This is a genomic window from Mesorhizobium waitakense (genome assembly GCF_056431085.1).
Genome location: NZ_JBWKME010000037.1, coordinates 1 through 22,871 on the forward strand (window position 1 = coordinate 1; position 22,871 = coordinate 22,871).

21 protein-coding genes, 8 pseudogenes and 1 riboswitch are annotated in these 22,871 nt (G+C 60.6%); of the genes and pseudogenes, 6 read left to right on the plus strand and 23 right to left on the minus strand.

Translation table 11 applies throughout. The features are described 5' to 3' along the window. Nucleotides 1–139 precede the first annotated feature (139 nt). From AC07FD_RS09525 to AC07FD_RS09590, 14 genes and pseudogenes are all read right to left on the minus strand, one after another. Nucleotides 140–532, minus strand: coding sequence for a hypothetical protein (locus AC07FD_RS09525; protein WP_378924455.1), 393 nt, complete (start codon nt 530–532; stop codon nt 140–142). Between the two features lie 214 nt (nt 533–746). Next, the gene (locus tag AC07FD_RS09530; protein WP_478349634.1) at nt 747–1,193 is read right to left on the minus strand and encodes a TetR family transcriptional regulator C-terminal domain-containing protein; all 447 of its coding nucleotides are present in this window, start codon (nt 1,191–1,193) and stop codon (nt 747–749) included. A gap of 27 nt (nt 1,194–1,220) precedes the next feature. Then, a pseudogene (locus AC07FD_RS09535) lies at nt 1,221–1,322 on the minus strand (TetR family transcriptional regulator); the annotation flags it as partial. 270 nt (nt 1,323–1,592) lie between these two features. Further along, nucleotides 1,593–2,153, minus strand: a complete 561-nt coding sequence (locus AC07FD_RS09540; protein WP_095090317.1) for a YagU family protein — start codon at nt 2,151–2,153, stop codon at nt 1,593–1,595. A gap of 632 nt (nt 2,154–2,785) precedes the next feature. Continuing rightward, on the minus strand, nt 2,786–3,427 hold the full coding sequence (locus AC07FD_RS09545; RefSeq protein WP_478349635.1) for a Fic/DOC family protein: 642 nt from the start codon (nt 3,425–3,427) through the stop codon (nt 2,786–2,788). Beyond that, the gene (locus AC07FD_RS09550; RefSeq protein ID WP_143748890.1) at nt 3,420–3,665 is read right to left on the minus strand and encodes an antitoxin VbhA family protein; all 246 of its coding nucleotides are present in this window, start codon (nt 3,663–3,665) and stop codon (nt 3,420–3,422) included. Before AC07FD_RS09550 ends, AC07FD_RS09545 begins: the two co-directional genes overlap by 8 nt. A 460-nt stretch (nt 3,666–4,125) precedes the next feature. Further along, a pseudogene (locus AC07FD_RS09555) lies at nt 4,126–4,302 on the minus strand (IS110 family transposase); the annotation flags it as partial. A gap of 115 nt (nt 4,303–4,417) precedes the next feature. Further along, the gene (locus AC07FD_RS09560; protein ID WP_478349645.1) at nt 4,418–4,585 is read right to left on the minus strand and encodes a hypothetical protein; all 168 of its coding nucleotides are present in this window, start codon (nt 4,583–4,585) and stop codon (nt 4,418–4,420) included. A gap of 114 nt (nt 4,586–4,699) precedes the next feature. Then, nucleotides 4,700–5,728, minus strand: a pseudogene (locus tag AC07FD_RS09565) (molybdopterin molybdotransferase MoeA); the annotation flags it as partial. Between the two features lie 16 nt (nt 5,729–5,744). Further along, a complete protein-coding gene (locus tag AC07FD_RS09570) occupies nt 5,745–6,095 on the minus strand; it encodes a c-type cytochrome (RefSeq protein WP_167392321.1) in 351 nt (116 codons plus the stop codon). A gap of 97 nt (nt 6,096–6,192) precedes the next feature. Next, nucleotides 6,193–8,654: pseudogene (locus AC07FD_RS09575) on the minus strand (arsenate reductase (azurin) large subunit). A gap of 14 nt (nt 8,655–8,668) precedes the next feature. Next, nucleotides 8,669–9,197: pseudogene (locus AC07FD_RS09580) on the minus strand (arsenate reductase (azurin) small subunit). A 154-nt stretch (nt 9,198–9,351) separates the two neighbouring features. Then, nucleotides 9,352–9,801 carry an AAA-type ATPase lid domain-containing protein gene (locus AC07FD_RS09585; RefSeq protein ID WP_478349636.1) on the minus strand — a complete coding sequence of 150 codons (450 nt, stop codon included), beginning with the start codon at nt 9,799–9,801 and terminating at the stop codon, nt 9,352–9,354. Further along, complete coding sequence (locus AC07FD_RS09590) at nt 9,789–10,103, minus strand: sigma 54-interacting transcriptional regulator (RefSeq protein ID WP_245331285.1); 315 nt, start codon at nt 10,101–10,103, stop codon at nt 9,789–9,791. The genes AC07FD_RS09585 and AC07FD_RS09590 overlap by 13 nt, the downstream gene beginning before the upstream one ends. An 80-nt stretch (nt 10,104–10,183) precedes the next feature. Between AC07FD_RS09590 and AC07FD_RS09595 the strand changes: the two are divergent. From AC07FD_RS09595 to AC07FD_RS09605, 3 genes and pseudogenes are all read left to right on the plus strand, one after another. Beyond that, nucleotides 10,184–11,837, plus strand: a pseudogene (locus tag AC07FD_RS09595) (MFS transporter). 403 nt (nt 11,838–12,240) lie between these two features. Continuing rightward, nucleotides 12,241–12,837, plus strand: coding sequence for a phospholipid N-methyltransferase PmtA (pmtA, locus tag AC07FD_RS09600; RefSeq protein WP_095090311.1), 597 nt, complete (start codon nt 12,241–12,243; stop codon nt 12,835–12,837). A 60-nt stretch (nt 12,838–12,897) separates the two neighbouring features. Next, complete coding sequence (locus AC07FD_RS09605; protein ID WP_478349637.1) at nt 12,898–13,116, plus strand: hypothetical protein; 219 nt, start codon at nt 12,898–12,900, stop codon at nt 13,114–13,116. Between the two features lie 109 nt (nt 13,117–13,225). On the opposite strand, the gene AC07FD_RS09610 is transcribed toward AC07FD_RS09605, so the two are convergent. Then, entirely contained in the window at nt 13,226–13,780 is a 555-nt protein-coding gene (locus AC07FD_RS09610; protein WP_095090310.1) for a DUF309 domain-containing protein, read from the minus strand. A 184-nt stretch (nt 13,781–13,964) separates the two neighbouring features. Here AC07FD_RS09610 and panB point away from each other — a divergent pair, with 184 nt between their 5' ends. Next, entirely contained in the window at nt 13,965–14,810 is an 846-nt protein-coding gene (panB, locus tag AC07FD_RS09615) for a 3-methyl-2-oxobutanoate hydroxymethyltransferase (RefSeq protein WP_095090525.1), read from the plus strand. Continuing rightward, nucleotides 14,807–15,694, plus strand: coding sequence for a pantoate--beta-alanine ligase (gene panC / locus AC07FD_RS09620; protein ID WP_378924790.1), 888 nt, complete (start codon nt 14,807–14,809; stop codon nt 15,692–15,694). Before panB ends, panC begins: the two co-directional genes overlap by 4 nt. 94 nt (nt 15,695–15,788) lie before the next feature. Here panC and thiD read toward each other — a convergent pair whose 3' ends face one another. From thiD to AC07FD_RS09660, 8 genes and pseudogenes are all read right to left on the minus strand, one after another. Next, entirely contained in the window at nt 15,789–16,550 is a 762-nt protein-coding gene (gene thiD, locus AC07FD_RS09625) for a bifunctional hydroxymethylpyrimidine kinase/phosphomethylpyrimidine kinase (protein WP_095090308.1), read from the minus strand. Continuing rightward, on the minus strand, nt 16,541–17,146 hold the full coding sequence (locus tag AC07FD_RS09630) for a thiamine phosphate synthase (RefSeq protein WP_478349638.1): 606 nt from the start codon (nt 17,144–17,146) through the stop codon (nt 16,541–16,543). The genes thiD and AC07FD_RS09630 overlap by 10 nt, the downstream gene beginning before the upstream one ends. After that, nucleotides 17,143–17,916: a thiazole synthase gene (locus tag AC07FD_RS09635; RefSeq protein ID WP_478349639.1), complete on the minus strand. Its 774-nt coding sequence runs from the start codon at nt 17,914–17,916 to the stop codon at nt 17,143–17,145. Before AC07FD_RS09635 ends, AC07FD_RS09630 begins: the two co-directional genes overlap by 4 nt. Nucleotide 17,917: 1 nt before the next feature. Continuing rightward, nucleotides 17,918–18,115 carry a sulfur carrier protein ThiS gene (thiS, locus tag AC07FD_RS09640; RefSeq protein WP_095090305.1) on the minus strand — a complete coding sequence of 66 codons (198 nt, stop codon included), beginning with the start codon at nt 18,113–18,115 and terminating at the stop codon, nt 17,918–17,920. After that, nucleotides 18,115–19,083 (minus strand): glycine oxidase ThiO, encoded by a 969-nt coding sequence (thiO, locus tag AC07FD_RS09645; protein WP_478349640.1) that lies wholly within the window; start codon nt 19,081–19,083, stop codon nt 18,115–18,117. Before thiO ends, thiS begins: the two co-directional genes overlap by 1 nt. Further along, nucleotides 19,080–20,903 carry a phosphomethylpyrimidine synthase ThiC gene (thiC, locus tag AC07FD_RS09650; protein WP_478349641.1) on the minus strand — a complete coding sequence of 608 codons (1,824 nt, stop codon included), beginning with the start codon at nt 20,901–20,903 and terminating at the stop codon, nt 19,080–19,082. The genes thiO and thiC overlap by 4 nt, the downstream gene beginning before the upstream one ends. Before the next feature lie 104 nt (nt 20,904–21,007). Next, nucleotides 21,008–21,124, minus strand: a riboswitch (TPP riboswitch). 95 nt (nt 21,125–21,219) lie between these two features. Beyond that, nucleotides 21,220–21,473 (minus strand): annotated as a pseudogene (locus AC07FD_RS09655) (3-oxoacyl-[acyl-carrier-protein] synthase III C-terminal domain-containing protein); the annotation flags it as partial. A gap of 355 nt (nt 21,474–21,828) precedes the next feature. Beyond that, nucleotides 21,829–22,071, minus strand: a complete 243-nt coding sequence (locus AC07FD_RS09660; protein ID WP_378924779.1) for a DUF982 domain-containing protein — start codon at nt 22,069–22,071, stop codon at nt 21,829–21,831. 272 nt (nt 22,072–22,343) lie between these two features. Between AC07FD_RS09660 and AC07FD_RS09665 the strand changes: the two are divergent. Then, nucleotides 22,344–22,814: pseudogene (locus AC07FD_RS09665) on the plus strand (hypothetical protein); the annotation flags it as partial. Nucleotides 22,815–22,871 lie beyond the last annotated feature (57 nt).

A 22,871-nucleotide genomic window follows, 5' to 3' on the forward strand; every position in this document is an offset into this window, starting at 1 on the left:
GTTGCGTCCCGGATATGTTTGACAAGACCGTGGATCGCTACAGCCACGGTGCGCGCGGCGTCATCGAGAAGACGACTGATTTCAATCACAACGTCGGCATCTATGTCGCGTGGCAAATCTCGCATACATCCTCTCCCACCTACAGGAATATTGCCGCCTTCCCGTCCATTGTCGAGTCGAGCAGACGAAACGTCGGGCTGCTCGATGGGCTGAACTCCTCCCCAGCAGACCTGCTTCTCAGCTTACCGCGTACAGCAAAATCCTTTTCCGGATCGGGTTTGATGAACAAAGGCCACTGGACCTTTCCAATCGTGGGGTTCCGATCCGGAGGAATGGAGACGACTATCCTGTTGAGCGATATCGCGGCTCCGCGGCCGCCAGTATAGAGCTGGCCGAGATTTTCAGACTGCTTGCGCGTCGTCGCGACCAGCATATCCACTTGGCTGGCATCGCTGGCGGCAAGGGCCAGAGGATGAAAGGCATATTCCCCTCGGGTCGCGCAGCCGATCAGCGCGCATAATATCGCCGACATGAGCAGAACCCGCGTGGACCGGACAAGAAGGGCCGCCATTCCGTTGCATAGAAGTCCTATCGTTCGGGCGGATTCCCTGTTCGTTAGTACGCGTCGCATCACCGAGGCCGCTTTCTGGGTGCGAAACGCATTGCGGGCACAGCCGCCAGTGGCGGCGCTGGCCCATGTTGTGGGAACCGTATGACCTGCTCGTCAGGCGCATTTCCGAAGGCCATCAGGGCCTCCGCGGGCGCTTGGACGCGCTGATAGCGTCGAGGAAGCCTGTCACGACCGGCATGGTGCTGGCTGTCAGGTCGGACTCTTCGGGCGCGCGTAGCCAATCGAGAATCGATCCATTGCACAGTAGAAGGAGCGCGCGCGGCGCCAATTCCGGCGACAAGGCGGGCGCAAGCAGGCCACGCGCGGCGGCCTGTCCGATGACGGATTCAAAAATTCTCTGCAGCGCCATGTCTGCATCTCGCTGGCGCGCAATAACCGGCTGCATGTCGTCGGCATATTCGCACCGGAGCCATAGTATCGTTAGAATGCGGGGGCGTTCGAGGTGGATTTCGAATGACCGCAGTCCGTCGCCAATTGCGCCTGCCAATTCGGCCAGCGGATCAAGATCGGGGTAGGCGGCGAGGCGGGCCTTGAGCCGTTCACCGAGTTCCTCGTTTGGCACGTTGGCCCGCCGCTCAAGTGCCGTGAATATCTCTTGCTTGTTGTGGAAATGCCAGTAGATGGCGCCACGTGTTACCCCTGCCGCACTAGCGATCTGTTCAAGGGTAGCACGGGTTACGCCGCGATCGATTGGAAAACATCGATTGCTGCAGCCAACACGGCCTCACGTGTCCGCTCGGCCTCGGCCTTAGTGCGTCTCATAAATCATTTCCTTCGAGGTACCTTTTTTACATACATCCCTAGCTCTTTCATCATATATACATTCATGAATGTATATGAAACACCGGGTTTTCCCGCTGTGATGTGACTACCCGTATGAACGAACAAAGTTCGGTCTGAAGGCTAAGCCCTTCACGGCTTACTCGCTCAGGGCAGCATTAAGACCGCAACGCGGGAGCAGCTACGCCCTATTTACGTCGACCCACGCTCCCTTAAGCGGCCTGGAGAAGTGAGCAAGGACTGCAATCAGACAGACTTCGATCGAAACCGACCAGTAAATGTGCCCGAGGATCTCGCTCCACAACTCATATCTATTCAGATTCCACAGCCATCCCGTTGCACCGTTTGCGTAGGACGGATTTCTGAAACCAAGTAGGGGAATTAAAAACCCATGCATGACAATTGCGATGGTCAATCCATAGAGAGCGCCATGCCAGAGTCTAATTTTTGGAAAAAAGGCTGAAACAAAAACGTATACAAACGCAAACATAAAGCTGAACAACCAATGATATAGCGTGACTGCCCCTGGTACTTTTACTCCCTGGTATACGTAATCCAGAGAATGAGAATTAACTCCAAGCCACCCGAGCCACGCATCAATGTGCGCTGCCGGAGGAGAGATCTCGCCCGGCATCCGAGGCGGCATATTGACCTCAGAGCCCCATTTAACAAGCGAGCTAAAAAAGCCGCCAATGATTGTCGTCCAAATTATTATGCCGAGATTAATTTGGCGCTCCAGCATGATGGGACTTCCTTTATTTCTTTGATATCCGTAACGGCTTGAGATCATGGTCTGACGGGGCTCATTTTCCCGTGCCTACTCGAAACTCGCGGGGTCGGCTTGCGGCGATATTCGCTAGGAATGCCTCCCCGTCCCCTTCAGAACGGGCCGGGTTGAGCCACCAATTATTGGTTAGGCTTTCGCGAAGCCTTCGCTACTATTTAGCAACGCTGCAGTCCCGGTTCCTATTGTGCGCTGGGAAAGTGAGCATTCTCGGATGCTAAAATCGGCATACTTTGGTTTACACCTCTTCGATAAGCTCAATGAAACCGCCTCCCGATGCACGCTGCCCTATGGGTGTTTCTGAGACCGAACTGATTTCGGAATGGTCAAGAGCGGCATACGTTAGTTCACCAGATTGGTAGCGCGACGTTTTTCAACCGCTTATCCCTTTCGCTCAGGGGACCGCAAGATGTTGGGTGATTGGATAGGGAAGGTATCGTTCCCTACTGGAGATTCGGCGGAACATTGGTTAATGTCAACAGGCTGGATGCAGCTGCCTACAGCTTCATGATTCGGGGAAGGCAGTCTCGTTCCGTCTCAGGTAATTGCTGCTTGCTAAACGGTCTGGACATTGACCGGGCATCAGTTTCTTAATCGTTCTCTTGGCGCACAGGATACGAGAGAGTGACCGTATTCCCTGACCTTCGTTCGGCGATCGACCTGAAATGCTGACAAATCAGGCCAAGTTCGCCGAATGACCCGTCGACGGCGGCCTTGTTATGCTCTTCCGGGGAAATCTCAGCCCAGTCCAGCTGGATTCCATAACGGCGCGCGATCAAGGAGAAGAAGACCTTCTGGGATCGCCCGTTGCCTTCACGGAATGGATGGACCTGGTTGAGGTCGACGTAGGCGCCAGCGAATTCCTCGGCGATCTTTTCGAATGGGGCATGATCGAGGTGCCGAAGCGTAGCCTTGAGTCCATCAAGCACTCGAGTCCCTTCGGCCTCGATGCGCGAGGGTTCGCAGAAACGGGATCGGCCCCGTTCGTTGTCCTTGATGAGGAAGACCGTGCGATACTCGCCGGCCCAGTCATAGACATCCCGGAAGAGAACCTTGTGGACGGTTCGCCATCCACGCATGGAGATTTGGATGTTTCGCTGCGAAGCGAACAACTCCGCTGCCCCCACTTCGGCATAATGGTACTCGGCTTCCCAAAGTTCCTCGATCGTTGTCAGGCCGATCTCGTTTCGAAGGAGCCCTTCAGAGCCTGGAACGAGATATGGGTCAGCCATTCCGTTTCCAGCGGGAATCGATCTCCTTCCGGAACTCCTTGATCGAAATCTCGCCAGAAATGTAGCGCTCCCGAAGCGCCTTGAACGCCGGAGACGGGGTTAACCCCTCAAACCCTGATATCGCCGCGATCTGCCTCATGTCTTCATGACGACTATGCTTGCCGAAGCTCCCTGGGTTCAGAGATTCGCTGAGGCGACTATCGTCCATCGACCGATTTTTGACGGCAATCTTTCCCATGAACCGTTATTTCCTGTTTCGTGCCTACATGCCCTTAACATAAGCGATTCAGCCGCAGGAAACAAATGGAGCTTCCTTCAAATCGGGCCTTGGGTATGATGTCGGAATAGCCCGCCCAAACCGCCGGTCACTCGGCCGCCAGCGCCATGGCCAGGTGCCGCTTTGGCGGCAACGCTACGATCCTGGGAAGATTCGCATAGGGATTCGGATAGCGTCGGCTCGTCTGGCGTTCCTCGCCTTGCCGCCGCGGCGCCAGCATGGCCGCCCCGCCTTCCGACGTGCGTGATGGCGCTGATCGCCGAACTTTCGCACACCGTCGAAATCCCATTGGAAGCCGCCATACGCGCCTGGATCCTTCCTCCTCCTTCAGGCGATCCACCCACCAGACGAGTTCCTCCAGCACCTTGACCCACGACGACCGATCTCTCGAAAAGTGCCTCGAATTCCTTCCTAGATGCCGTAATGGCCCGGCCTCGAGCCCAATGCGACTAACAGACAATTCCAGTTCGTCGAAATAGCGGACCAGCGCCTCCGGCTCGCTGGCGATCTTGACCTCGCGCATGATCGTTCCGGTCGCGTCAACAATGCACACGCTGCTCTCTTCCAGAGAGACATCGATTCCCGCATAATGTTCCATGGCTGTTCCTCTCATGATGTTGGAGCCGATCGCCCGGACTCCGTTTCAACACCATCATTCTGAGGGACAGCCACCCAACCTGGCTATGCTCGCGAAGGCCGGCCCATTACGGCATCTAGTTCGAGAAAGGCTCGTAGCGCAGCGGCATGCTGTCGGTGATTTCGGCGACTTCAGCCGGAAAGAGGGCAATGCCATCGGCCAAAGCAATTGCCATCAAGTTGGCTGAGGATCCACGTTCGATCAGCTCAAGCACAGGTTCACCGGTTTCGGAGCGACCGGAAATGCGGACAGGCGCAAACTCGGTCCGGCCCTGACGCTTCTTGCAGGTGAAACCGGCCACCGCGGAAAACCATTGCGGTTGGACTTCGGTGAGGCCAGCCAATCTGCGTAACGCCGGCAGAATGATTTGCCGGAAAGCGACCAGCGCCGCATTGGGATTTCCCGGTAGTCCGGCAAAGAGCTTGCTCTGGATTGTCCCAACCTTCAACGGCTTGCCTGGTCGCATCGCCACCTTAAGGACATCGAGGCGGGCACCGTGCTGCAGCGCGGCGGCAATCATATGATCTTCTTCGCCGGCCGAGACGCCGCCGGTCGTCACCAGTGCGTCACAGGAGGCGACCGCCCGCTCGACCGCATCGGCGAGGAGGTCCGGACTGTCCGGCACAATGCCAAAGTCGACCACTTCTGCCCAAGGGCATGCCGCCAGCAGCGAGCGCAACATAACCCTGTTGGAATTATAGATTTGGCCGTGCGCGAGGGGCTCGCCCGGTTCCTTTAGTTCGGAGCCTGTCGACAGAAGCCCAATGCGGATCCTTCGAAGCACCTCGACGTCAGCGATCCCCACGGCAGCCAGCAAGGTCAAGTCCCTGGCAGACAGAGCCTTGCCCCGCGTAACGAGCTCAGATCCCGCACCGACGTCCTCGCCGGCGAGGCGGACATGTCGGCCGCGTCGCGGTCGCTCGAATACGGTCACCATGTCACTGGAGCGTTCGCATTGCTCTTGCATGACCACGGCATCGAACCCCGCCGGCACGGGTGCGCCCGTGAAGATACGAAGCGCCGTTCGCGGATCCAGATGGTCATGCGCCCGCACATCGCCAGCTGCTACCCGGCCTGCCACCCGAAATGTCCAGGGGCCGTCCCCGTTGAAATCCGACGTTCGCACCGCAAACCCGTCCATTGCGGAATTATCGAAGGGCGGGAGCGCTATCGGGGAATGAATGGCTACCGCGCAGACCCGCCCCAATGACGCGGCCAGCGAGAGATGTTCCCGGTAGCGGACAGTGTGAGCGAGCGCCACGGCCTTGGCCACAGCGGCTTCAAAAGCAATGGTTTTGCCGCTCTGCGCTGCGGAGCAGTCGGCTGGCAAAACGCGGTTCGCGGCATGAAACACGATCGCTCCTCCTTGCGTTTGCTCACGCACCACTCCCGCCAAAGGGCGTCTAGCCAGACAGGCTTTTGAGATAAGCGATGACGTTCTTGATGTCGTCGGGATTCTTGAGGCCAGGAAACCCCATTTTGTTCGTCGGCACTTTCGCCTTGGGATTGGCGAGATATTCCGTGAGGTTAGGCTCGTCCCAGACAAGACCGGCCGCGCCCGCATCTTTCATGGCTTTCGAATAGGAATAGCCGGGTACGGTTCCGGCTACTCGCCCACCCACGCCTTTCAGGGTTGGTCCGACTTTATTCGCATCGGTATCAGCGTTGTGACAGGCGGCACATTTTTTGAAGACCATCTTGCCGGCCTCTATATCCTGGGCCAGGGCGACCGGCGGCAGTAACGCCAAAATCATAGTGGCGCCGACGAGCAGGTGTTTCACGCAGGAACTCTCCATTTTGGATTGAAGGCACGGTTGCTGCCGCGGGCGTCGGCTCGCGGCAGCGTCGAACTTAGCTCGCCTGATACTCCGTGGATTTGAAGGACAGGTGCTTCACGCTTTCGGGGGCATCCGAGATCTTGCGGATGTTGGCCCAGGTCTGTTTGTAGTTGGGCAGGATCAGTTCGTTGGTGCCGGCGTTGATGACATTGCCGACTACGCCTGTCGGGAACTCGAACAGCATGAAAGTCTCGGCTTTCTTGGCGGTTGGCGTTGGATAGGCCATCGCCTGTGTCGAGCCACTTTCATTGTTGAACTCGACAAGAGCGCCGTTGTTTAGCCCAAGCTCCTTCATGTCGTCGGGGCTGATCTGGATGAACGGATACGGCCACCGATCCGTGTCGAACTCGCTGTCCTGGTCGAGAAAGGCATTTTGCCAGACCGGGTTGGCGCGGCCGTTGTTGATGAGGAACTTGTTGTTTTTCTTCTGCTCCTCCTTGCCGGGCGCCTCCAGGCCACGCCATGCGGCCTCCATGAAGGTTGCCTTGCCATCCTTCGTGCCGAACTTCCCATTGGCATAGAGTCGTTTGGTGCCGACTATCTTGCCGTCCGCGAACGCGGTCGACGGTTCCTGGAAGCCATTGTTGCCCATGGCCCTCAATCGTTCATAGGTGACGTTCTCGCCACCCTTGGCGTTCTGGTGGTAGCCGTCCATGGACGCGTCTTCCTCGGTCTTCCAGTCGAAGCCCTTGAACTGGTCGGCATATTTGGCGTCGCCGCCCTCGCGGATGACTTTCTCCATATGCTGGGCAAGGCCTGCGGCGATCAGGCAAGCCGGTTTGGCGGAGCCGGGTGGGTCCATGTAACGTTCGACCAGCCGCATCCGACGCTCGCCGTTCATCGAGGTGAGGTTCATCTCGCCGGATTCGGCCGCCGGCAACCAGACGTGGCTGGCAGCACCGATCTTCGATGGGATGATGTCGACGTCGACGGAGAATAGCCCACCGGCCCTGATCGCGTCGGTGATTGCCTTCACCATCGCATCGCGGTCGCCATAAGGCACGGCATTCATGGCGTCCTTCACGATGTCGGTGCGTTTCTTGAAGACCATGTTGAACTGGTGGCTGTTCAGCGTGGTCTTGTAGTGATCGCAGGCCCAGATGTGGTGGACCCCGCCCTTGCCTTCGATCAGCAGCTTGTCGACGTAGGCGGCCGGGCGGCCGACATGGGCGTCGGACGGCCGCACGTAGCCTTCCTGGTGGCCGCCCATGCGCACGCATCCCCCACCCTCGCGACCGACATTGCCGGTTGCTAGCGCCACGTTCACCAGCGCCGCGTTGGTCCGGCAATTCTCGTTGCCCCAGATGAGGCCCTTCTCGTATGCGATCATCGTCCGCCGGCGCTTGCCGTCCTTGGGTTCGGCGATCCAGGCCGCCGACTGCCTGATCTGGTCGACCGTCAGCCCGGTGATCTTCGCCGCGTCCTCAAGCGACGTCTTGTTGGCGGCAGCCGCCTTGTCGAAATCTTTCGCGGAGGCGTCAATGAAGGCTTTGTCGACCCAGCCTTTGCTGGCGATCTCGGTGAGCCAGGCGTTGAAGAGCACCATGTCCGTGCCGGAATTGATGGCAAGGTGCATGACGTTGTACTTGCCGGCCTCGGCTTCGGCGGCGTTGATCGACACGGTCCGCCGCGGATCGACGAAAATGATCCGCCCGCTGGCGTGGGATTCACCCGGCAGCTGTGCTTTCTTCTTGTCCATGGAAGCTCCGCGCAGGTTCGGAATCCAGTGGTTCAAGAAATAGTTGGTCTGGGTTTCGAGCGGATTGTTGCCGACCGACACCATGGTATCGGCCAGTTCGGCATCCTCGTAGCAATTGTTGAGCTCGCCGACACCCATATCGCGGGTGGCATGGACTTCGGAGTTGTAGGCCGGCCGGTTGTAACTGCGGATGTTCTTGATTTTCATCGCACCAAAATAGAGCTTGCCGGTGCCCCAGGTATTTTCGTAGCCGCCGGCCGAGCCGCCATGATCGAGCACGGAAATGAACAGACCGTCCTCACCTTGATCCTTGATGACGGCCGCCGTGACCCTTGCCACGAGGTCCAGGGCGTCGTCCCACGATGTTGGCTGCATCTGCCCGTAACGCCAGACCGTCGGGCTGGTCAGCCGCTGCTGCTGCGAGCCACGGGCGGTTGAGTAGCGCAGTTCGCCCATGCGTGCGCCGCGCACCGAACCGAGACCAGAGTTCACCACGCACTCGGAATCGGGCTTGAGGACGATATGCACGTCCTGCCCGTCCTGCTTGACGATGTTGTACATCGAGGCTGCATACCAGGCGTCGGTCTCGGCAGGTTGCTACTGGGAAGGTCGACCCCGAAAGCGTTCGAAGCGGCAGCTGTGCCGCCCTGCTTGTTCGCCGGCCAAGTGTAGGCATGGTAGCCGCAACCGACGATGCAGTAATGGCAGGTGACGTTTTGTTTCTTGGCGTCGGCCGGAATGATCGGCAGACGGGCGACGTGACGTTTGTAAGCCATGATCCGATCCTCCCTTAAAGTACGTTGCTCAGGCGGCCATACAGCAGCTCGTCCACACCCTCGGCGTGGATGTCGCCCTTGGCATCGATGCGAAGTGCGTACTGGGGAAGATTGGGCCGTCGACTGGCCCCAGATCTGCTTGCCGCCGGCATCGGCGTCGAAGCGCGAATAGTGGCCGGGACAATTGAAGGAATGATCGTCCGCGTTGTAGTTCAGCGGAAAGCCCCTATGGGGACAGGTCGTCGAGAACCCGACAATGTCGCCATCCGGGCCGGCGCCGCCGTCGACCTTGGTGCCAAGTTTCAGCAACACGCCGGGCGCATTTTCATCGGGGCAGCCGACGTCGAACGGCTCGTTCGGCTTCAAGTCGGCAATGTTGGCCAGCTTGTTGGAGGGGTATTCGACAAGAGCCAGGCCAGGGGCAGCCTTGGTCTGGGCTTGCACAGGCAGTGCAACGGCCGTGGCCATCCGGGCAGCAGCGAATGCCCCGCCCCTTAGAAACTGACGCCGGCCGACGTCGACCAGCTTGTTGCAACGATCCATGCAAACCTCCCTTTGGGCGAACTTCTTCGCCAAGAGCTCTGCAACGCTTGTGCCAATCGCAGAAAATGTTGGTTTTCATCGAAAGAGCGTGGAGAAAACACGGGAAACTCCTGCTTCACGTCCGGAAATCCGAACATGCTGCGCTGCCGAAGGTTCAGGAAGTCGAACGCGCCCGATCGGCGGGGCCGAGCCGCGTCATCTTCTCCCAAAGAGTAGTCCGGGAGACTGCAAGCAGTGCGGCTGCCTTCGCGATTTGGCCGCCGGTTTCGTCCAACGCCCGCGCGATCTGACGTCGTTCTGCCGCGTCACGAACATCGGCCAGCGGAGCGAAGGTCGTATTTTCTGATTTTGCCGCACGTTCCGGGAACAGGTCGCCCGGCATGATCCATTCGCTGGTTGACAAGGCGACGGCCCGTTCGACCCTGTTCCGCAGTTCCCGCACATTTCCGGGCCAGCGATGGGCAAGAGCTGCTTCCTGCGCCAACGCGCTGAATCCGCGGATGCGCACGTCAGACCGGCTCACCGCATTTTCCAGAAATCGGTCGAGCAGCCAGGTGATGTCCTCATGGCGCTCGCGCAGGGGCGGGACTGTCACCGGCAACACGGCAAGCCGAAATCGAGGTCCTCGCGGAAGCCTGATGGTCCGCCACGCTGACCAAGGTCGCGATGCGTGGCCGAGACGACCCGTGCACGAAACTTGCAGGGGGTCTCGCCACCGACTCGGTTGAAGCTTCCGTCCTCGATCACCGTAGAAGTTTGGCTTGGAGCGGGCATCGGCATGTCGCCGATTTCATCCAGGAATAACGTGCCTGCTCCAGCTCGCTCGGCATAGCCGAGGTGCCGTTGCTGGGCGCCGGTGAACGCCCCTTTCTCATGCCCGAAAATCTTACTCCCAATCCTCGGCACCGAATAACCGCAGTTTTTAACGACCGTTCACACCCAGAGGAAAATCTCCAGCACAATCGGACGGGGGGAGGCTCAGCCCCATGAGCAGGGTGGCGCGCGAGGAAGCCAATCCAGTTTCGTCGGCAACGTTTGCGCCGCTCGAGAGTCCGACTTTTCGTCCGATCTGGCTGGCGAACCAGGTATCCAGTCTTGGCTGGCTGATGCAGACCGTTGCGATCAGTTGGCTGATGGCAACCATCTCGACTTCGGACGTGATGGTCGCCCTGGTGCAGGCTTCGAGGACGCTGCCCGTATTCATTCTGTCGATCTTCGCCGGGGCCATTGCCGACAGTTTCAGCCGCCGCCAATGTGATGATGCTCGGCTGGTGCGTGATAGCTTTGTCGTCGACGATGCTGACTGCTACTGTGGCGCTGGGGTTCTACAATCCATGGATGATCCTCGCATTCAGCTGTTTGGCCGGATGCGGCGCCGCTTTCACCGACCCTGCCTGGCACGCCTCGGTCGGTGACATCCTGCGAAAGCGGGATGTTCCAGCCGCGGTCACACTGATCTCGGTCGGCTACAACGCCATGCGAAGCATCGGTCCGGCGTTCGGCGGCATCGTCGTTGCCTCCTTCGGACCACTGACGGCTTTCGCCATCGCGACGCTGACCTATCTGACGCTGCTGTGGACCGTTGGGCGCTGCAAATGGAATGTGCGCTCTTCGCCTCTTCCGCGCGAGCCATTGACCACAGCTATGCATGACGGAGCGCGCTTCACGGCGCTGTCGGGAGAGATCAAGGCGGCAATCGCGCGCGGAGCGCTTTTCGGCCTGACTAGCATCTCCATACTGGCGCTGCTGCCCCTGGTCACCCGCGATCAATTGGGGGGAGGACCGATCGGTTATGGTATCCTGATGGCCGGCTTCGGGACGGGCGCCTTGTGCACCGGCATCTGCAACAACATCCTGCGACGGTCGCTGTCCCAAGAGCGTCTGACGACACTGGCCTGCATCGCCTGCGCGGCTTGTTGTCTTTCGCTTGCCCTGACGCCTTCACTGGTGGTGGCGGCTATTGCTTTGGCGCTCGGCGGCGCTGGCTGGGTCGTCACCTGGACGGGGCTTGACGTGAGCGTGCAACTGTCAAGCCCAAGGTGGGTCGTTGGTCGCACGCTCTCGATCTACTCTGCCCTCTCGTCGGGCGGCATCGCGGCCGGCAGCTGGCTGTGGGGCACGGTGGCTGAGAACTATTCGCTTACCGTGGCGCTGGAGAGCTCCGCTGGCGCTCTCCTGCTTGTCGCCTTCACCGGGTTACTGTTGCCTATTCGTCAATGGAAAGATTCTGACCAAGATCCTCTTGGCTTCGAAACGCCTGCGGTCGCGGTGGACTTGAAGTCGAGAAGCGGGCCGATCGTCGTCAAGATCGAGTACTCAATCCCGGAGACGAACGTCGAAGCCTTCCTGGAACAGATGCGCGAACGACGGCGAGTGCAAAGCCGTGTTGGTGCCCGGCACTGGAACCTTCAGCGCGATCTCCAGGAGCCTTCCCAGTGGACAGAGACATTCCGCACGCCGACCTGGATGGACTACCTTCGCTTGAACCATCGCCTCACAGCGGCGGACAAGGAGTTGGATCAGCGGCTGCTCGAATTGAACGTGGGCGAGCTTCCACCTCGCACGAGGCTGTCGATCGAGCGACCGACGGGAGCGACCCGTAAGCGGGCTCAATCGACAGGTTTCTTTTTCCGACGGTGATCTCATCCAACGCCAACGACCGTTTTCGGCGAGACACGAAGCGCGGGAATGGACAAGGGTCTCCCCATCAGCGAATTCCCGTCGAGTTGGCTTCGATCCATTTGCGTTGGTGCCGAGCAGTTGCGAATTGTCGCTCTGGTGACGCCGCGCTTGGCCACAGAGTGTGGCCGGCTTGGACTTCGCCTTCCAGCCTTCGTAGACAGGAACCCCACGATGAGGACTGGCAATGCAGACGCGAACCGTGCTGGCGGTCCCGATGAAGTCGAACGACCGGTCTTCGTTCCGGCCGACGTAAACTCCGGCGCCGTTTCAACGCCGTCAGCGGCTTGTAAATGTCGAAAAACTTGTCCAAACGTCCGTCCGTCAAAGCGACGCGGATGAATAGCCGTAGCAGGGAGTAGACATGGTCTTTCGCTTGAAGGAGCGCCTCGGCCGGAAGTTTGAGGAAGAAGTGCAATTCTTCCGGTGCTGGCAAAGGGACAAAAAAGGAGTGGGCGCGCTCATGCCGACTTCTGTTCATGCGGCGCGCCGCATGGCTAGCGTGATCAGGCCAGCGTCCGGAATGCCAGTTCTCGAGCTTGGGGCAGGGACCGGGGTAATCACCAAGGCTATCCTGGACACGGGCGTGAAGCCACAGCAGCTGGTTTCGGTCGAATATTCGAAGGATTTCTACAATCGCCTCACCCTACGTTTTCCGTGCGTAGATTTTCGATTGGGCGATGCTTTTTCGCTGGGTGAAGTGCTGGCGGAACGAAATGCCGAACAGTTCGACTGTGTCATAAGCGCGGTGCCGATGTTGAGCTTCCCGATGGAGCTGCGCATCGCCTTGCTTGAGGATTTGCTGACCCGCATCCCTGCTGGCAGGCCAGTGATGCAAATCACCTACGGACCATTGTCGCCAGTGATCAAGATGCCGGACCGCTACATCGTGTCACACTACGATTTCGTCGTCCGCAATATCCCGCCCGCGCAGCTCTGGACTTACCGACGAGCGGTCTGACTCTGAACGCAGCCAACGCGCTGCGCGCTCCGCGAAATCGTGCCTGAAGCAGAGCGAGAGTTGGCCGAGTTTATCGACCTTAAAGCAGAGCGGATGCGACTGGCGAGGCAGGTCAGTGGTCTGGAGGCTGAGATCAAAAAACTCTCCGAAAAGCTCGACAACCCAGACTTCGTTGCTCGCGCGCCGGAGGAGGTGGTCGGAGAAAACCGAGAGCGTCTAGAGACGGCCCAAGCCGCCAAGCGGCGCCTGGATGTGGTGCTCAGCCGCTTTAGCTGCTGACCCACAGCCGTATTTTGTTGCTTGGAAGAGCTTTTTGACCATTCCGCAACACTCGCCATCCCCGTCCGGGATTTTACCTTTCATTCTTTGCATCCCAACTGTTTGCGGATTAGTGGCCCTGACAATCTGATCCGAGGACGAAATCAAACACTGGTTGAGGCCGACCAAATGGCACGGCCCGCAACGCGGCAGGCAGCCTTGTCGCTGCTTCAGCGTAGTCGGCGAGTATGGCTGGCGGGAGGCCAAGCGCGTTTTCGACAATATGTTCCGACGGGCCGTTCAGTCGACGAAACAGCATTGCGGCGCGCCGGGAGTGGCGCACCGCTGCAGCAGTTTTGCCCTCACGTATCTTCACGCCGGCTGCCGACAACAGGATCAATGCTTTAAAGAACACGCGAGAAGGGCCGCCTCGGTCCGCAACCTGCCAGAGACCTTCCCAAGCCTCATGTGCTTCCCAGTAATAACCGTGATTGAAGAGGTCGAGACCCCAGAGGAATGGATCCGAGCCAAGCGCCGCATCTGTGGCGACCGGCATCGGCTCGACAAGGTAGCTATGTCCAGCGGGATCGCGCACGGGATGCGGCTGCCTGCCGGGCAAGTACGCATAGGCTGGAAAGCTCTTTTTCGGCAGGTGGCGAGGACGCGATTTCGAACCAATGGCCATGGAGCAGGATATCACATGGATGGTCACTGCTCGATACGAAGTCCTTGTATTGCCCGGCGGTTGGCGACAATGCGTGGGAAGGCGGACGCGCGGCTTTATTGTGCGATGCAAATTTTTCTCTTCGCATCTGCACAAATTTGTGGCAAACGCTTCCATCGCGGTTGACGCAAGGGAAGGAAACTTGGTGAGCGCAACGGGAGCGGCCAAGGCGTTGACGCCGCCGGACATTGCGGCGCGCAAGGGCAAGATGCCACTTGTTTGCCTGACGGCCTATACGACGCCAATCGCAAAGCTGGTCGACGATCACTGCGATGTGGTTCTGGTCGGTGACAGCGTCGGCATGGTTCTCCATGGGCTTCCTTCGACAGTCGGCGTGACGCTCGAGATGATGATCATGCATGGCAAGGCCGTGCGGCGCGGGCTGGAAAAGGCGGTGATGGTGGTCGACATGCCTTTTGGTTCCTATGAGGAAAGTCCCGAGCAGGCCTTCCGCAATGCCGTCCGTCTGATGGCCGAAACCGGTTGTTCTGCGATCAAGCTCGAAGGCGGCGAGAGTATTGCCGGGACGATCCGGTTTCTTGCCATGCGCGGTGTTCCGGTGATGGGTCATGTCGGGCTGACGCCGCAGGCGGTCAATACTTTCGGTGGCTATCGCGTCCAAGGCCGAGGCGAGGATGCTGAGCACATCGTGCGCGATGCGATCACGGTGAGCGAGGCGGGCGCCTTCGCGGTCGTGCTTGAGAAAATACCCGAAGCGCTTGCCCGGCAGATCACACAGGAAGTCGCAATCCCCACCATTGGCATCGGCGCGTCGCCGGCTTGTGACGGGCAGATCCTGGTTGTCGATGACATGCTGGGCCTGTTTGGAACCTTCCGGCCGAAATTCGTCAAGCGCTATGCCGAGCTTGCCGGGACCGCCGAGGCAGCAATCGCGACGTATGCGAGCGAGGTGCGCGAGCGCCGCTTTCCAGCGGTCGAGCACGTCTTCGGCGACGTGCCACGTCCTGTCAATGGAGGAGAAGCCGCATGAGCATTCCGATTGTCCGGATCGTTGCCGAACTGCGCAGCATCGTCGCCGCGTGGCGCCGGGAAGGCTTCAAGGTCGCCGTTGTGCCGACCATGGGCGCCCTGCACGAGGGTCACCTGAGCTTGGTCCGTGCCGCACTTGCAAAGGCCGACCGGGTCATCGTGACGCTCTTCGTCAATCCCAAACAGTTCAACAGTGCCGGCGATCTGGCTGTCTATCCGCGCACCGAGCACGATGACGCCGCCAAGCTCGCGTCGGTCGGCACCCATATTCTGTATGCTCCCGATGCAGCCGACATATATCCGCAAGGCTTTGCCACAACGGTTTCGGTCGCCGGAGTGAGCGAGGGTCTGTGCGGAGCGTTCCGGCCCGGCCATTTCGACGGCGTGGCGACCGTGGTGACGAAGCTGTTCCTGCAGACCGGCGCCAATCTGGCGTTTTTCGGTGAAAAGGACTTTCAGCAGCTGCAAGTCCTGCGACGCCTGGTGCGTGACCTTGATATTCCGATCGAGATCGTCGCCTGTCCGACCGTGCGTGAAGCGGATGGGCTGGCGATGTCGTCGCGCAACACGCGACTGTCCGCCGCCGAGCGCCCCTCCGCGCCCCGACTGGCAGAGATCCTGTTCGAAACTGCCGGGCGGCTAAGCTCCGGAGAACCCGTAGAGCGCCTGCTGCATGAGGCTCGACAGGCGATCCTGGCTGCGGGCTTTTCGCGGGTGGAGTATCTCGAACTTCGCGCCGGCGATAATCTTGCCCTGATGGCCACGCCGGGTCGACCGGCGCGGCTGCTCGTCGCCGCCTGGCTCGGCCAGACGCGGCTGATCGACAATGTCGAGGTGGAGTCGGCGCAACGCTCGGTTCAAGCGTTGAAGCAAGCCGCTGCCTGACCCTCCTTCGCGGGGCCGAAGGAGCCAGATATCGGTCTCCCCATTGCAAACGGCCGAGCTGGCGGCGGGCCTCAACTCGGCATGCGGGCTGCGGTCATTCGGTTGAATTCCTCTGAAGCTGCTCGAACACAAACCGCTTGCCTTCGCGCACACTGTCTTCGAGCCGCTTTGCCTTTGCAAGATGCGCAGCAATCGCGCTGGCCAGCATGCAGCCTGTGCCACGCATCGATACTGCAAGACGCGGCGCATCGAAGCGAATGGGTTCTTGACCGGAGCGCAGCAGGATATCCGTCGATCGAAGTCCTTTTGCATGGCCGCCCTTGATCAGAATGGCCTGCGCGCCGGCGGCCAAGAGCTCCTGGCCTTGCCAGACCGCTTCATCCTCGTCGACCGCTTGCTCGGCGCCGATAAGGAGCGCCAGCTCGATGAGATTGGGTGTGACCAGACAGCAAAGCGGCATCAGATCACGCTTCAGGGCAGCGATGGCGCCTGCTTCCAGCAGCGCCCGGCCTGACGTGGAGGTGAGAACCGGGTCGAGTACTGCCGGCCCCTGCGGATTTTCACGGAGCACTGCGGCTGCGGCAGCGATGATCTCGGCGGTCGCGAGCATGCCGATCTTGATGGCCGCCACCTTGTTGGCCTGGAACGCAGCGCGCATCTGATCGGCGACCAGACCGGGTTGCTGATGATGGACGTCCATGACGGCTTCGTGCGTCTGCACCGTCAGCGCGGTGACAGCCAGAGAGATGCGCACGCCGATGGCAGAGATCGTCTCGATATCGCGAGCAATTCCGGCGCCCCCGCTGGAGTCCGATCCGCCGATGACAAGCACATGCGGTTCTCGCCTCAGCGCCATCGCTCCGTCTTTTCGATCCATTCTCGCGTGCGCGCTTCGGGATCAGCATTCAATGTGATGTCGGTGACCACAGCGGCGCTGTCGGCGCCGGCCTCGAAGACGCTGTCGATCCGCTCAGGATTGAGGCCGCCGATGGCGACCAATGGAATCGGCGCGACTTGGCACTTCCATTCGCTGATCCGTTCAAGTCCCTGCGGCGCCCATTTTATCTTCTTCAGGGTAGTGGGATAGATGGGACCGAGGGCGATGTAGTCAGGCTCGGCGGCCATCGCCGTTTCCAGTTCGGCATGATCGTGGGTCGACAGCCCGAGCTTCAATCCGGCGTACTTGATCGCCAACAAATCGGCCGCAGCCAAATCCTCCTGGCCGAGATGAACGAAGTCGCAGCCTTCCTCGATGGCAAGTCGCCAATAATCGTTGACGATCAGTTGGCAACCATGGACCGCGCAGACGTCGTTCGCGCGGCGCATTTCGGCGCGCAGCCCGTCCTCGTCCCTGTCCTTGATGCGAAGCTGGACGAGCTTCACGCCGAGCGGCACCAGCCGTTCGATCCAGGCGGCGCTGTCGACGATCAGGTAGAAGGGATCGAGCTTCATGAAAAAACCGCCCTGCCGAATGTCGGCGTCGATGGCACGGCCACCTCGCGCGGTTCGAGCATTCCCGAACTGAAGGCTTCTCGACCGGCATCGACCGCCTTGCCGAAAGCGCGCGCCATGCCGACCGGATCGGCCGCCTTGGCAACCGCCGTATTCAGGAGCACGGCGTCGAAGCCGAGTTCCATGACGGTTGCCGCGTGCGACGGCCGTCCCAGCCCCGCATCCACGATCAGCGGGATGCCTGGGAAATGTCCGCGCATCGAGCGCAGCGCCATACTGTTGACCGGCCCGAGGGCGGAACCGATTGGCGCGCACCACGGCATCAGGACCTTGCAGCCCGCTGCCAGCAGCCGCTCGGCGACAACGACGTCGTCGGTGGTGTAGGGGAATACCGCAAAACCGTCCTCGCACAGGATGCGGGCGGCTTCGACCAAGCCGAACACATCCGGCTGCAGCGTGTCGTGGTTGCCGATCACTTCGAGCTTGATCCAGCTCGTAGCGAAGACTTCGCGCGCCATTTTCGCGGTGATGACCGCTTCCTTGACGGAGTGGCAGCCGGCAGTGTTGGGCAGGATTCTCGTGCCGAGCGAGCGGATCAGCGACCAGAACTTTTCGCCGGCCCTGCCGCCCGCCATCTCACGGCGCAACGATACGGTCACTACTGACGTGCCCGACGCCTTGACCGCATCGGCAAGGATGGCCGGTGAAGGATATTGCGCCGTGCCGAGAAGCAGCCGGGAGGACAGTGGCGTTCCGAAAAGCTCGAACATGCTAGCCTCCCTGCATCGGCGAGAGGATTTCGATCCAGTCGCCGTCGCTCAACTGGAACTCCGCCCGATGGGCTTTGTGCACGAGGTCGCTGTTGACGGCCGTCGCCAGCCAATCGCCCTCATAGTCGAGCGCTGCAAGCAGCTCTGCCAGCGTGGTGGCGGCAACCTCATGCGCTTCGCCGTTTACGGTCAATTTCATCAGGCAAGCTCCATGGGTTCGTCAGCGAAGACGAGTTCGGCCGCCTGCCGCGCCATGGCTGGCGCGAGAAGAAAGCCATGGCGATAAAGCCCGTTGATGGCGACGGTGTTTCCACGCGCTTCGACACGCGGCAGATTGTCGGAGAAGGCCGGGCGAACACCGACGCCGGTCTCGACGATACCGGCCTCGCCGAAGGCTGGATGGAGCGCGCAGGCCGTGCCCAGAAGCTCCATCATAGAGCGGACCGTGACCGGTCCAGCGCCGTCGCTCTCGATCATCGTCGCGCCGATCATGAAACGATGGTTGGCGCGCGGTACCGTGTATAGCGGAAAGCGCGGATGAAGCAGCCGCACGGGGCGCGATAGCGCGATATCAGGCGTGTGCAGGATCATCATCTCGCCGCGCACGCCGCGCAGCCTTCCGTCGTCCGCCGCCATTCCCGTGCAGTCGATCTCGTGCTCGAACCCGGGAAGCTGCCGCGCGTCCGTGGCGAAGCTGATGTCGACACCCATCGCGACAAGCTTGTCGTGAAGCGCCGCCATCGCCCGGCGCGGGTCGAGATGCGCCTCGCCGGGGAAGAACAGCCCACGCCGGAAACGCCCGGCGAGATCGGGCTCCAGCCGCGCGATTTCCGCTTCATCGAGCCAGCGATGGCCCGAGGTGCGGCCGGCGAAGCGGTCCAGCTCGCCGCTGTCACGCGGCGGCGCCACAACCAGTGTTCCGGCCTGCGTCACCTGACCAGGCAGCACCGCCTCCCACCAGTCGGCGGCGCCGCGTCCGAGATCCAGCACCGGCTGCTCGGCGCTTTCGCGCTCGCACCACGGCGCCAGCATGCCGCCGGCGAACCATGATGCATTGCCGCCGAGACCCGACCCGATTTCGGCGACGGTGACCGCTGCGCCGCGAGCGGCGAGTTCGAAGGCTGCGGTGAGGCCGGCAACGCCGGCCCCTTTTACCAGAACCCTCATGACGGCCCTGGTCCTTTGGGCGCGCTGTCGCTCACCGGCATGTAGAGATTGCCGCCATCGCGATATTTTTCCGCCATCGCCGCCATTCCTTCCTTCTGCGCTTCGGCACGAATGTCGTGGGAGATGCGCATGGAGCAGAATTTCGGCCCGCACATCGAGCAGAAGTGCGCCAGTTTGTGCGCCTCCTTTGGCAAAGTCTGGTCGTGGAAGGAGCGCGCCGTTTCGGGATCGAGCGACAGGTTGAACTGATCCTCCCAGCGGAACTCGAAGCGTGCGCGGGAAAGGGCATCATCCCTGACTTTCGCCGCCGGGTGGCCCTTGGCGAGGTCGGCGGCGTGCGCGGCTATCTTGTAGGTGATCACGCCGGTCTTGACGTCGTTGCGGTCCGGCAGCCCAAGATGCTCCTTCGGCGTCACGTAACAGAGCATCGCGGTGCCGAACCAGCCGATCATCGCGGCACCGATGCCCGACGTGATGTGGTCGTAGCCCGGCGCTATGTCCGTCGTCAGCGGCCCGAGCGTATAGAAGGGCGCTTCACCGCAGATTGCGAGCTGCTTGTCCATGTTCTGCTTGATCTTGTGCATGGGGACGTGGCCAGGCCCTTCGATCATCACCTGGCAATCCTTCGCCCATGCGATCTTCGTCAGTTCGCCAAGCGTTTCCAGTTCGGCGAATTGCGCGGCGTCGTTGGCGTCGGCGATCGAACCGGGGCGAAGTCCATCGCCGAGCGAGAACGAAACGTCATAGGCGCGGCAGATGTCGCAGATCTCCTCGAAATGCTCGTAGAGGAAGCTCTCCTTGTGATGGTGCAGGCACCACTTCGCCATGATCGAGCCGCCTCGGCTGACGATGCCGGTAACCCGCTCCACCGTGAGCGGGATGTAATGCAGCCTCACGCCAGCATGGATGGTGAAATAGTCGACGCCTTGCTCGGCCTGCTCGATCAGGGTGTCGCGATAGACTTCCCAAGTCAGGTCCTCGGCGATGCCGCCGACCTTTTCGAGTGCCTGATAGAGCGGCACGGTGCCGATCGGCACCGGCGAATTGCGCACGATCCATTCGCGGATGTTGTGGATGTTTCGGCCGGTCGACAGGTCCATCACCGTATCGGCGCCCCAGCGGATCGCCCAGACCATCTTTTCGACTTCCTCGGCCATCGAGGAGGTGACGGCGGAATTGCCGATATTGGCATTGATCTTCACCAGGAAATTGCGGCCGATGATCATCGGCTCGCTCTCGGGATGATTGATGTTGGCGGGGATGATCGCGCGCCCGCGCGCCACCTCGTCGCGCACGAATTCCGGCGTGACGAAATCGGGAAGCTCCGCGCCGAAGGCTTCGCCGTCGCGTTGCAGCTTGCCGTGCAGGATCTCGCGGCCAAGGTTCTCGCGGATGGCGACGAACTCCATTTCGGGCGTGATGATGCCGGCGCGGGCATAGGCAAGCTGGGTCACCGCCTTGCCGGCCTTGCCCTTGAACGGGCGGTTGCGAACGAGGAATTCCGGCGTCAGACGCTCGCCCACGGCGAAGCCGTTGTCTTCCGGCCTGACATGGCGGCCGTCATAAGCTTCGACATCGCCTCGCGCTGCGATCCATTCGTGCCGAAGCCGCGCCAGGCCTTTCTCGATGCTCGTCTCGACCGTCACATCGGTATATGGGCCAGATGGATCGTAGACCGTCACGGGCGGTTCACCCGCCGTCGGATGGACTGAGATTTCGCGCATCGGCACCCTGATCTGTGGATGGAGGACGCCGGATTTGTGGATTTTTCGTGAGGCAGGCAGCGGTCCCGTGGAAACCGCTGGGGTCAAGGCATTCATTTGAGGCTCCTTTGCTCATTTGCATTGGAGACCCAGTTCTGTGCCGGAAGGATGAAAAACGCTTTGGCCGACCTGCTCGAGACAGGTCTTCGGGCATAAACTCCCGCAAAGCGCTTGCACCGTCCCTACGCCAGTATGAACTGGATCAGGTTCAACGGGTCACTGCGCTGCGAAAGCCAGCAGTATCTCAGCCCCTTGTCGGGACCCCCCTGGTGAATGCCTCGAATTGAACGAGCCGGCGCCGCTTTGTCAAGCGCCTGTCGACCGGCCATCCATCTCACTCGGACAGTTTGTCCTGTGGGCGCCCACCGCTCGGCTATATTCCGACGACGGCAGCGCCGCCGCTCAAGCCCGCTCCCGCCGAAGCCAGAAGAACTTTTTCGCCAGGCCGAAATGGCTTCGTCTGGTTGGCCAGTGACAGCGACAGCGGGATCGTCGCCGCGGAAGAATTGCCGTATTCGGCGATCGTCTTGACGACAGCACAATCGGCAATGCCAAGGTTTTCCCTACGGCATCAAAAATGCGGGCATTGGCCTGGTGCGGCACGAAGCGGTCGATGTCCTGCGGCTTGTGCGTGAAGGCGGCTTCTTCTTCGACAACTCCAGAGGCCCTCATGCAGGTCATCGACGGCGAGCCCCTCGTCGTGAAGATCCGCAAAGGGGGGCAGCGCCGACGGCGTGCCGGAGAAGCAGTGCGGCCCTTCTGGGCGGCGACGACAGGGTTGCGTTCCACCAACCGGAAAGACCTCCGCCACAAACCTGAGCTTGGCGGATGATCCAACGAATCAATCTTGCGCGACGAGCGCAGCACTCGATACGCAGCTATGTATCGCGGCTACAAGAGTAAGCGTTCGTTCGATCTATTTGTCTGCGTTACTGCTCTTGCGGGGGTTTTGAAGTAATTGAGGCTATTATAGTCTTGGAACTCAATCACTGCGCAGAATTTTCGCTTCTAACGCCGCCACAACGAAAGCCCGTCTGGCAACCAGCGGGTGGGCTTCGCCACGCAGAACCTGAAGGCATGCATCCATAGCCAGTTTCCGCTTCTTCGTCTGATCATGGAAGCTCCGGAGCAGAATCGTGGCCGCGTCGTTCACATCGAAAATGACGCGCTCACGGTCATGTCGGCCAACTTGCACCACCACGGGTCGGACGAACCTGCTCGACATCCAATTACACCCTCAATACCGAGCTTGGTGCGGTCTGCGCCTGCCATGACGTCGGCTCGTTTCATACATGTATTGCCGAGGGCCGAATAGGGCCAGCAGACCTTGCCGGCCTTCACACTTCGTGCGCCAGCCACCTGGCGCAAACTCTGCTGCAATGCCGGCGCTTCTGGCGGCGGGCGGGGATGCCGGCAGAGGTAGAGGGCGGGCGGGCCTGCAGCGGCGGGTGAAGGTCCGGGAGAGAGGCTCCCGGCGTCCGCCGCGGAGCAGCAACCATGACACAAATGGAATTTCACACGCCCGTCCGTAACGCGCGTGCCGGTTACAAGGTCGACGTCAGCCGCGGCCAGCGTATCGGTCGCGTGTCGTCGGAGTGGTTCAATCGGCCGGCCGACGAGCGCTACCTTTCTCTCACCGATCTCCATAATTCGGTGAAATGGCGAACCGAACGCATCAAGACCCGCCTCGTCGAAAGCGAACTGATCCGCGTCGACGCCAGCCGCGACGATCGGGAGCGCCTGTGGCTAATGCTGCCCGATGCGCATGCCCCTGTTGCACCCACGCATTGGAGTTTTGGCCAACTCGCCAGCCTGGTCGGCGCGCCGGCCACCTATCTGCGCCAGCTTCCAGCGCCGCTGGCTGCCATCAATCTGCAGCACGGCCTGCTGTCCCATCGCGAGCTTGTGAAAACCTTGGAGGCAAAAGACGGGCGCAGCGAGCTTCGCGCCGTCACCGGCCCGGATTATAACTGACTGGGGAGAGCGCATCTTCATTCCGTTGCCGGGTGTGGACGGTGGAGTGCC

What these genes read in the sequence shown, in the direction of transcription:
- AC07FD_RS09525 (WP_378924455.1), bottom strand. Translation starts at nt 532, where the DNA reads ATGTCGGCGATATTATGCGCGCTGATCGGCTGCGCGACCCGAGGGGAA.
- AC07FD_RS09540 (WP_095090317.1), bottom strand. Translation starts at nt 2,153, where the DNA reads ATGCTGGAGCGCCAAATTAATCTCGGCATAATAATTTGGACGACAATC.
- AC07FD_RS09545 (WP_478349635.1), bottom strand. Translation starts at nt 3,427, where the DNA reads ATGGCTGACCCATATCTCGTTCCAGGCTCTGAAGGGCTCCTTCGAAAC.
- AC07FD_RS09550 (WP_143748890.1), bottom strand. Translation starts at nt 3,665, where the DNA reads ATGGGAAAGATTGCCGTCAAAAATCGGTCGATGGACGATAGTCGCCTC.
- AC07FD_RS09570 (WP_167392321.1), bottom strand. Translation starts at nt 6,095, where the DNA reads ATGATTTTGGCGTTACTGCCGCCGGTCGCCCTGGCCCAGGATATAGAG.
- pmtA (WP_095090311.1), top strand. Translation starts at nt 12,241, where the DNA reads ATGGTCTTTCGCTTGAAGGAGCGCCTCGGCCGGAAGTTTGAGGAAGAA.
- AC07FD_RS09610 (WP_095090310.1), bottom strand. Translation starts at nt 13,780, where the DNA reads ATGGCCATTGGTTCGAAATCGCGTCCTCGCCACCTGCCGAAAAAGAGC.
- panC (WP_378924790.1), top strand. Translation starts at nt 14,807, where the DNA reads ATGAGCATTCCGATTGTCCGGATCGTTGCCGAACTGCGCAGCATCGTC.
- thiD (WP_095090308.1), bottom strand. Translation starts at nt 16,550, where the DNA reads ATGGCGCTGAGGCGAGAACCGCATGTGCTTGTCATCGGCGGATCGGAC.
- AC07FD_RS09630 (WP_478349638.1), bottom strand. Translation starts at nt 17,146, where the DNA reads ATGAAGCTCGATCCCTTCTACCTGATCGTCGACAGCGCCGCCTGGATC.
- AC07FD_RS09635 (WP_478349639.1), bottom strand. Translation starts at nt 17,916, where the DNA reads ATGTTCGAGCTTTTCGGAACGCCACTGTCCTCCCGGCTGCTTCTCGGC.
- thiS (WP_095090305.1), bottom strand. Translation starts at nt 18,115, where the DNA reads ATGAAATTGACCGTAAACGGCGAAGCGCATGAGGTTGCCGCCACCACG.
- thiO (WP_478349640.1), bottom strand. Translation starts at nt 19,083, where the DNA reads ATGAGGGTTCTGGTAAAAGGGGCCGGCGTTGCCGGCCTCACCGCAGCC.
- thiC (WP_478349641.1), bottom strand. Translation starts at nt 20,903, where the DNA reads ATGAATGCCTTGACCCCAGCGGTTTCCACGGGACCGCTGCCTGCCTCA.
- AC07FD_RS09660 (WP_378924779.1), bottom strand. Translation starts at nt 22,071, where the DNA reads ATGTCGAGCAGGTTCGTCCGACCCGTGGTGGTGCAAGTTGGCCGACAT.